The organism is Gemella massiliensis (assembly GCF_900120125.1).
Classification (GTDB): domain Bacteria; phylum Bacillota; class Bacilli; order Staphylococcales; family Gemellaceae; genus Gemella; species Gemella massiliensis.
This window is the reverse complement of record NZ_LT635544.1, coordinates 158,580-167,500: the sequence shown is the minus strand read 5'-3', so window position 1 is coordinate 167,500 and position 8,921 is coordinate 158,580. Positions and strand designations below refer to the sequence as shown.

6 protein-coding genes, 1 tRNA gene and 1 rRNA gene (1 of these 8 only partly in view) are annotated in these 8,921 nt (G+C 35.9%); all 8 read right to left on the bottom strand.

Annotated elements, in window-relative coordinates; translation table 11 throughout:
- Window positions 1-57 (bottom strand) — tRNA-Ile (locus BQ7358_RS00740) (it extends 20 nt beyond the left edge of the window).
- Window positions 58-132: 75 nt separating this feature from the next.
- A 16S ribosomal RNA gene (locus BQ7358_RS00735) occupies window positions 133-1,688 on the bottom strand.
- 519 nt (window positions 1,689-2,207) lie between these two features.
- Window positions 2,208-3,029, bottom strand: a complete 822-nt coding sequence (gene nadE, locus BQ7358_RS00730) for an ammonia-dependent NAD(+) synthetase (protein WP_062172714.1) — start codon at window positions 3,027-3,029, stop codon at window positions 2,208-2,210.
- Window positions 3,030-3,040: 11 nt separating this feature from the next.
- Window positions 3,041-4,486, bottom strand: coding sequence for a nicotinate phosphoribosyltransferase (locus tag BQ7358_RS00725; RefSeq protein ID WP_062172712.1), 1,446 nt, complete (start codon window positions 4,484-4,486; stop codon window positions 3,041-3,043).
- Between the two features lie 273 nt (window positions 4,487-4,759).
- Window positions 4,760-5,323, bottom strand: coding sequence for an FtsB family cell division protein (locus BQ7358_RS00720; RefSeq protein ID WP_062172710.1), 564 nt, complete (start codon window positions 5,321-5,323; stop codon window positions 4,760-4,762).
- Window positions 5,324-5,327: 4 nt separating this feature from the next.
- Window positions 5,328-5,588, bottom strand: a complete 261-nt coding sequence (locus BQ7358_RS00715; protein ID WP_062172708.1) for an RNA-binding S4 domain-containing protein — start codon at window positions 5,586-5,588, stop codon at window positions 5,328-5,330.
- A 137-nt stretch (window positions 5,589-5,725) separates the two neighbouring features.
- On the bottom strand, window positions 5,726-6,955 hold the full coding sequence (locus BQ7358_RS00710) for an aminopeptidase (RefSeq protein ID WP_062172706.1): 1,230 nt from the start codon (window positions 6,953-6,955) through the stop codon (window positions 5,726-5,728).
- 137 nt (window positions 6,956-7,092) lie between these two features.
- Entirely contained in the window at window positions 7,093-8,886 is a 1,794-nt protein-coding gene (locus BQ7358_RS00705) for an aminopeptidase P family N-terminal domain-containing protein (RefSeq protein ID WP_062172704.1), read from the bottom strand.
- Between the last annotated feature and the right edge of the window lie 35 nt (window positions 8,887-8,921).

Sequence of the window (8,921 nt, the reverse complement as noted above, 5' to 3'; positions counted from 1 at the left end):
GAACCATCGACCTCACGCTTATCAGGCGTGCGCTCTAACCAGCTGAGCTATAGGCCCCTATTTTTTTGAGAAAAAGTATTCTTTGAACACTCAAAACTAAACGAATTCCCCAACATATCCTTTTTTCCTTAGAAAGGAGGTGATCCAGCCGCACCTTCCGATACGGCTACCTTGTTACGACTTCACCCCAATCATCTGTCCCACCGTGACCGGCTCCTCCCTTTCGGTTAGGTCACCGTCTTCAGGTGTTACAAACTCTCGTGGTGTGACGGGCGGTGTGTACAAGACCCGGGAACGTATTCACCGCGACATTCTGATTCGCGATTACTAGCGATTCCAGCTTCATGTAGTCGAGTTGCAGACTACAATCCGAACTGAGAATAGTTTTATGAGATTGGCTTACTTTTACAAGCTCGCTTCTCTTTGTCCCTATCCATTGTAGCACGTGTGTAGCCCAAGTCATAAGGGGCATGATGATTTGACGTCATCCCCACCTTCCTCCAGTTTGTCACTGGCAGTCTATCTAGAGTCCCCATCTTACTGCTGGCAACTAGATATAAGGGTTGCGCTCGTTGCGGGACTTAACCCAACATCTCACGACACGAGCTGACGACAACCATGCACCACCTGTATCTGTGTTGTCTCAAAGAGACAAACAACGTGATCTCTCACGCCCTCACAGTATGTCAAGACTTGGTAAGGTTCTTCGCGTTGCTTCGAATTAAACCACATGCTCCACCGCTTGTGCGGGTCCCCGTCAATTCCTTTGAGTTTCAACCTTGCGGTCGTACTCCCCAGGCGGAGTGCTTAATGCGTTTGCTGCAGCACTGATCTCTTTTGAGACCAACACTTAGCACTCATCGTTTACGGCGTGGACTACCAGGGTATCTAATCCTGTTTGCTCCCCACGCTTTCGCGCCTCAGTGTCAGTTGCAGGCCAAAAAGCCGCCTTCGCCACTGGTGTTCCTCCTAATCTCTACGCATTTCACCGCTACACTAGGAATTCCACTTTTCTCTCCTGCACTCAAGTTTATCAGTTTCCAATGACCTTCCACGGTTGAGCCGTGAGCTTTCACATCAGACTTTCTAAACCACCTGCGCGCGCTTTACGCCCAATAATTCCGGACAACGCTTGCCACCTACGTATTACCGCGGCTGCTGGCACGTAGTTAGCCGTGGCTTTCTGGTTAGGTACCGTCTGTTTTGTGTATAGTTACTACACAACCTTTCTTCCCTAACAACAGAGCTTTACGAACCGAAATCCTTCTTCACTCACGCGGCGTTGCTCCGTCAGACTTTCGTCCATTGCGGAAGATTCCCTACTGCTGCCTCCCGTAGGAGTTTGGGCCGTGTCTCAGTCCCAATGTGGCCGTTCACCCTCTCAGGTCGGCTATGCATCGTCGCCTTGGTAGGCTTTTATCCCACCAACTAGCTAATGCTCCGCAAAGCCATCTTATAGTGTCAGCATGACCGACTTTTAAATATCTCCCATGCGGAAAATACTGTTATCCGGTATTAGCTACAGTTTCCCATAGTTATCCCGGTCTATAAGGCAGGTTCTTTACGTGTTACTCACCCGTTCGCCGCTAAGAATTATCGGTGCAAGCACCAATAATTCTTCGCTCGACTTGCATGTATTAGGCACGCCGCCAGCGTTCGTCCTGAGCCAGGATCAAACTCTCCAAATATTTTCTTATTTGTTTGCTTGATTTAGCTCTTTTTAAAGTTTTATAGTTCCTTTTTGAACTGTCCTTTTTTGGAATTACGTTGACTTAATTCGTTTAGTTTTCAATGTTCAATTTGTTGCTTTAGCAACTTTTCTATCTTATCATTTTATTTCAGGTTTGTCAAGTTTTTTTCTTTTCCTTAACTTTTCCTACTTTAAAATCTTTTACTGTTCGTCTTCTTTCTTGAAGACCTTATTATTCTATCATTTACTTTTTATTATGTCAAGGTCTTTTTCTACTTTTCTTAAAAAGTTTATTTGATTTGAATATTTGTTCCGTCTTCGTGCGAAGACGTGTATTAGTTTATCATCTTTGTTTATTATTGTCAATACTTTTTTATAAAAAAATATATTTTTTCACGGTAAATTTGGCAAATAAAATGATTAAATGTCAAAATATAATTAATCAGAATAAAGAAGGGGGATTTTGCCAAGAAAACATTATATATTTTCTTTATCTAACCCCCATCTTTTTTAATGCCTACATATTATAAAAATCAAAAACAGTAACCGGTAAATTTCTCTTATGTTCTGATTTTAAATAATGTTGTTCTATTTTTTCTCTTATTTTATCTTCGAGAATTTTCCCTTCTAAATAATCATCTATATTATCATAAGTAATACCCAATGCAACTTCATCTTCCAATGCAGGACGATTTTCTTCTAAATCCGCTGTAGGTTTTTTTAAATAAAGATGCTCCGGACATCCCAATCTTTTTAACAATGCTTTCCCTTGACGTTTATTTAATCTATATAATGGAACTATATCAACGCCTCCGTCACCATATTTTGTGTAAAATCCCGTTATGGCTTCTGCAGCATGGTCTGTCCCAACCACTAATCCATTATTCATAGTAGCAATAGAATACTGTACTTTCATTCTTTCTCGTGCCTTTTCATTTCCTTTGGCAAAGTCAGTAATTTCTACCCCTGCCAATTTTAACGATTTAACACTTGCATCAACTGCATTTTTTATGTTTACAGTATATACTTTATCCGGCTTTATAAAATCCAAAGCGTCTCTACAATCTTCCTCATCAAATTGTTCTCCATAAGGTAATCTAACAGCAATAAACTGATAATCTTCGTTTGTTTCCTTACGTAATTCCTCCACAGCAAGTTGGCATAATTTTCCGCACAAAGTAGAGTCCTGCCCTCCGGAGATTCCCAACACTAAACTTTTTAAAAAACTATTTTCCTTTAAATAATCTTTCAAAAAATTTATAGTTAACCTTATTTCCTCATCAACATTTATTTCAGATTTACATCTTAATTTTTTTATTACTTCTTCTTGAAAAGTCATAAATTCACCTGTTAATTTTCTTTATTTGTTATTTTTCTCAATATATTGTTTCTATTTTCCCAACATTTTGGACTAAGGTCTACCGGATAAAATTCGGGATTTAACAACCTTTGGTACTCGTTCCATAGCAATTTTTTATTTTCTTTAAAATACTCAGCACTTTCCCAGACTGTCGGTACTTCATATACTTGCAATCCATTTTTAAAAACATCTACGTGCAAATCTCTTGCTTCAAAATTTTTCACTTCTTTTGCTAAATAAGTATGAGTTGGGTGAAATAGTTTTATAGTTTTTTCCGAATTAACATCTTCTTCTTCCAAAGCAATATAATCTCCCGCTGCCATTTCGGTTGCTTTATTAATTATTCTATAAACTCTTTTTATACCGGGTATTGTTAATTTCCCCGGGTTTTCAGAAATTTTCAATCTATCTATCATATTTCCATTTTCATCTTCTAAACATGAGAGTTTATATACTGCCCCAAGTGCCGGATTGTTATAAGCTGTTATCAGTTTTGTGCCGACTCCCCAAGCATCTATTTTGGCCCCTTGTTGTTTAAGGTGGGTTATAGTATCTTCATCTAAATCATTTGAAGCCACTACCTTGGCGTTTGGATAACCGGCATCGTCCAATATTTTTCTAGCTTCTTGTGATAAGTAAGCTATATCCCCTGAATCCAGACGTATCCCTAAAAAGTTTATTTCATCTTTCAGCTCATTTGCCACAGCTATTGCATTAGGTATTCCTGAACGCAATGTATCATAAGTATCTACTAAGAAGTAACAATCCTTATGGGCAGCCGCATATTTTTTAAAAGCAATTTTTTCATCTTGATACGCTTGAACAAATGAATGTGCATGCGTTCCGCTACACGGAATATCAAATAATTTAGCAGCCTTAACATTACTTGTTGAATCAAAACCACCAATTATAGAAGCCCGTGCTCCCCACACCGCAGCTTCAAATTCATGGGCACGTCTTGTACCAAACTCCATACAAACTTCATTAGGGCAAACATGTTTTATCCTAGCGGCTTTTGTAGCAATTAATATTTGATAATTTATTATATTTAATATCGCAGTTTCCATAAGTTGCGCTTGTATAAGTGGAGCTTCTATTCGAATCAACGGTTCATTCCCAAAAATAATCTCTCCTTCTCTTACAGAACGTATACTACCTGTGAATTTAAGATTTTTTAAATAATCTAAAAATTCTTTATCATAATACCCTAACTTATCTAAATACTCAATATCAGCTTCTGTAAATTTAAAAGAATTTACATACTCTATTATTTTGGCTAAGCCTGCAAAAACAGCATATCCTCCACCAAACGGAATTTTTCTAAAATAAGCATCAAAATAAGATTTTCTTTCATGAATTCCGTCTTTAAAATACGCATACCCCATATTAATTTGATATAAGTCTGTATGCAGAGCGTCACCTTCATATTTATTCATAATTTCCTCCAAAATTACCTTATTTCTAAAAATTTAGTTACCTATATATTAACACTTTAACACATATTTAACAAATATTATAATTATTTTCCAACAAGATAATTATTTTTATACATCGCTATAATATTATATTTAAACCCATCGGAAGATACTCCATAGCGTGTATCCGGATATTCTACTCTTTCACACGTCTTAACACATTTTATCTTAAATCCATAACTTAACGCATAATATTACCCCTTTCGCCGGTTTGTCCGATAAAAGGGGTACATATCATTCTTGATCTTCTTTATTTTTAGTATCTTCTGATTGTTTTTTGTCGTTATTTTTGTCTTCTGAGTTAGCTGTATTCTTATTTTTGTCATTAGAATTTTTACTATCAGTTTTCTCGTTATCTTTTTTATTTAATTCAGGAATTTTACTGTCATCTATTCGACCGTTTTTATCTTGTGATTTTTTTAAATCACTCTGCATAATCGAATTAATAGTAGTTTGTAAAAATTTTTCTCTTAATGGTAAATTAAAGATAATTTCTCCGTTATAACTAAGACCATACTCTTGTCTTACCATGTCACTTATAAAATATGGATCTTTTAATTTATCAATAACAATTTCATTAACTTTATTTTGTTTTTCAAGTTTTTCAATAGCTTTATTTTGTTCAGAAAGTTGTGTGTTCAACTCTTTTTTTTCACGAGTATATAAAAATGTTTGTATCAAGGTCACAACGAGCGTAAGGGTCATAATACTTAATATTAAAAACTTACGGCGCTTTCTATATTTTGCTTTTGCTTTCAGTACATCTTTACGAAATTGTTTTTCTGTACTTTGTTCCATCGTTTTATTCTTTTCTCAATGTTTCTGATAAGATTTTAAACATTTTTGTCGCATCTTCTTTTTTTGTGCTGTCTTTTAATTGCAGCACCTCATAAACAATTTCTTTTTTCGCAAAATATATGGTGATTTTATCCCCGATTTTTAAAGGACTGGACGGTTTAGCCTGCTTTCCATTTATAGAAATATGCCCACCTGCTGAAATTTCGTTAGCAACTGTCCTTCTTTTTATTATTCTCGATACTTTTAAAAATTTATCTAAACGCATATTATTACTCCTGAATTTTTTACTTATAATATTATCACATATTTATTTACTTAACGCAAATATTTATCGCTTATTCTTCATAAAAATTCGCGGTGAAATTACATCATAATAACACCGCAAACAATATTTTATTTTTTCTAAGCCCAATTTCCATCTTTAAAGATAGCTACTTCTTTTCCATCCGCAGTAAATCCTATGATATTCGTTGTGCTTTCTCCTATCATAAAATCAACGTGTACTAAGCTGTCATTAGCACCAACTTCTGCCAATTCTTCATCACTCATCTCGCTTCCGCCTTTAACGCAAGTTGGGTACGCCTTACCTAAAGCTATATGACATGCAGCGTTCTCATCAAATAATGTTTCTAAAAATAGTATCCCCGTATTTGAAATCGGTGAATCAAATGGTACTAATGCCATTTCGCCAATTTTTACCGAACCTTCATCGGTTTCTAATATATTTTTAAGAGCTTCATAGCCACGTTTAGCACCATAATCAACTACTTTACCTTTTTCAAATTTTAACCAGAAATCATCTATTAGAACACCACCATGATTTAACGGTTTTGCATTATAAACTATTCCACTGGTTTCTTCTTTATGTGGCATTGTAAATACTTCTTCCGTCGGAATATTTGCAACAAAACGCCCTGCTTTTTTCGCATAACTTCCGGCACTTTGCCAAATATGTCCCTTAGGTAGTCCCACATATAAATCTGTTCCTAAGTCATTAGTTATATGTAACTTAACTAATTCATTCTCATGTAAAAATTTCGCTTTCTCATCTAATACTCTAATGTGTTCTTCCCAATCCGCTACCGGATCTTCACCTTTCGCACGACAAGCACTAAGTATCTCATCCCATAGTTTTAAATATGCTTCTTCATCGCTTAATTCCGGAAACAGACGTTTTGCCCAACCGACTGTTGATGCACTAACAACGCACCAAGGACACTCATCACTCATTATAGCTTTCATATATTCTCTCAATGCTTTTGATCGTCCTACCATAGATGCTTTCATCTTAGCACTATCTACACCTGCTAAACCGTCCGGATCATCTCCTATAACTGATAGAAAAGCCGTCCCTTCATCTAATAATTCTTGGTAATGGTCAACATAGGATTTACTTATATTACTCAAAGTTTCTTCTGTTTGATATTTTAAATTTAACTTCGTCAACTCTTGATCACGCCATTCGACTTCAACTTTTTTTGCACCCTGTTTATAACATGCTTCCACTATTTTAGCTACAAAAGTTCTGCTTTCTGTACTGGCTCTTATCAAAACGGGTTGATCCTTTTGAACGTTAAGTCCGACCTTAACCATTAATTTAGCATAATTTTCCAATCTTTTATTTAAATCCATAGTATCGCTCCTTATTTTTATTTCCAACTTTAACAATTAAAAGTTCTTACACACTATTATACCAATGATTCAAAAGTTCTACAATAAAATTTAGTTAATAAAAAGGTTTCGAGAGAACTCAAAACCTTTTTGCTTTATTAAACTTCTCTTGTAGCTTCTTTTAACCAAGCAAGTTCATCACCCTCAAAATGCGGCGCTAAAACTTCAAACACTTTTTTGTGGTATTTGTTAAGTTCATATTTATCTTCGCTTGTTAACATTGAAACATCAACAGCTTCTAAATCCCAAGGAACGAATGTCATTACTTCAAATTCCATAAATTGACCATATTCATTTTTAACGGTGTTACGAATAATTAACTCATTTTCTAATCGAATACCGTGAGAACCTGAAATATATAATCCCGGTTCATTTGTCATAGTCATACCATGTTTGAACGGTTCACTTGAACGTTGAATTCCCCAATGGATACCTTGAGGTCCTTCATGAATATTACCTAGGTAACCTACACCATGCCCTGTTCCATGATTAAAGTTTTCATAATCATACCACAACGGAGCACGTGCAAATAAATCGACATTGGCACCTGAAATACCTTCCATAAATTTAAGTCTTGACAGGCGAAGATGACATTGTAATACACGAGTATAATCATGTTTTAATCTATCACTTATTTCTCCCATTGCCGTAGTTCTTGTTATATCCGTAGATCCTTCATCATAGTGGGCACCGGTGTCTGTTAAGAAGAATGTTCCCGCACGTAGTGGAATAGATGTTTCTTTCGTAGAAGAATAGTGAACTATAGCACCATTTTCCGCATGTCCACAGATCGGTGCAAAACTTGGGCAAATAAATCCGCCTTGTGCTTTTCTAAATTCGACAAGTTTATCAGAAGCAGAAAGTTCATCTTCTTGTTCACTGGTTCCGTTTTTAACCAGCTGTTTTAACCAATAGATAAATTTAGTATGAGCGATACCGTCTTTAACATGTGCTTGAACGGTATGTTTCAATTCTGTTTCGTTCTTAATAGCTTTCATCAACACTGTAGGATTACGTTTTTCTACTAGTGTTGTTTCTTTAGGGATATTATTAAATACAGCATAGTTTAAACGAGCAGGGTCGACTAAAACAACATCATTTTTTCCAAATTTTTTAACATCTTCATAGACGTTATTGTATGGTTTAATGTTAACATTATCTTCTTTCAGATGCCCTTTAATTTCATCAGAAAGTTTTCTTTCATCAACATATAAATCAACTTTATCTTCACATACCACCGCATAACTTAATAATAGCGGGAAGAAATCAACATCCATTCCTCGAATGTTTAACAACCATCCAATATCATCAAGAGTAGTAATTACATGAATATTCGCCCCCGCTTCTTTCATTTCACGACGAACTCTTTCCAACTTGCTGGCAACTGTTTCTCCGGCACGTTCCAAGTTCAAGTAAAATGCAGGTGCTTCTGATAAAGGTGGTCTAGCAGTCCAAATTTCATCTACTAAATCTATTTCGTATTTAACTGTAGCATTTTTTTGTTTTAATTTAGTCGCTATTTCTTTTCCTTCTCCAAACGTTACAACACGCCCGTCGAATCCTACAACACCATTTTCCGGTGTGTTTTCTATGATAAATTCTACAATTTTAGGTACCCCCGGTTCTCCCATTCTTTGCAACTCAATTACAGTATCTTCTAATTGTTTAGCACCTTGCAAGAAATATCTCCCATCAGTCCATAATCCGGCAAAATCTTTAGTTACGATTAAAGTACCTGCCGAACCTGTAAAACCGCTCACAAATGCACGTGCTTTAAAATGCTCTCCCACGTATTCACTATTGTGAAAGTCCGCCGTAGGAACCATATACACGTCAACCCCATTTTTCTCCATCAACGCTCTAAGTTGAGCTACCTTTTCGTTTACTGTCATTTTTCATACTCCTTTTTTCTATATTTTTCATAATT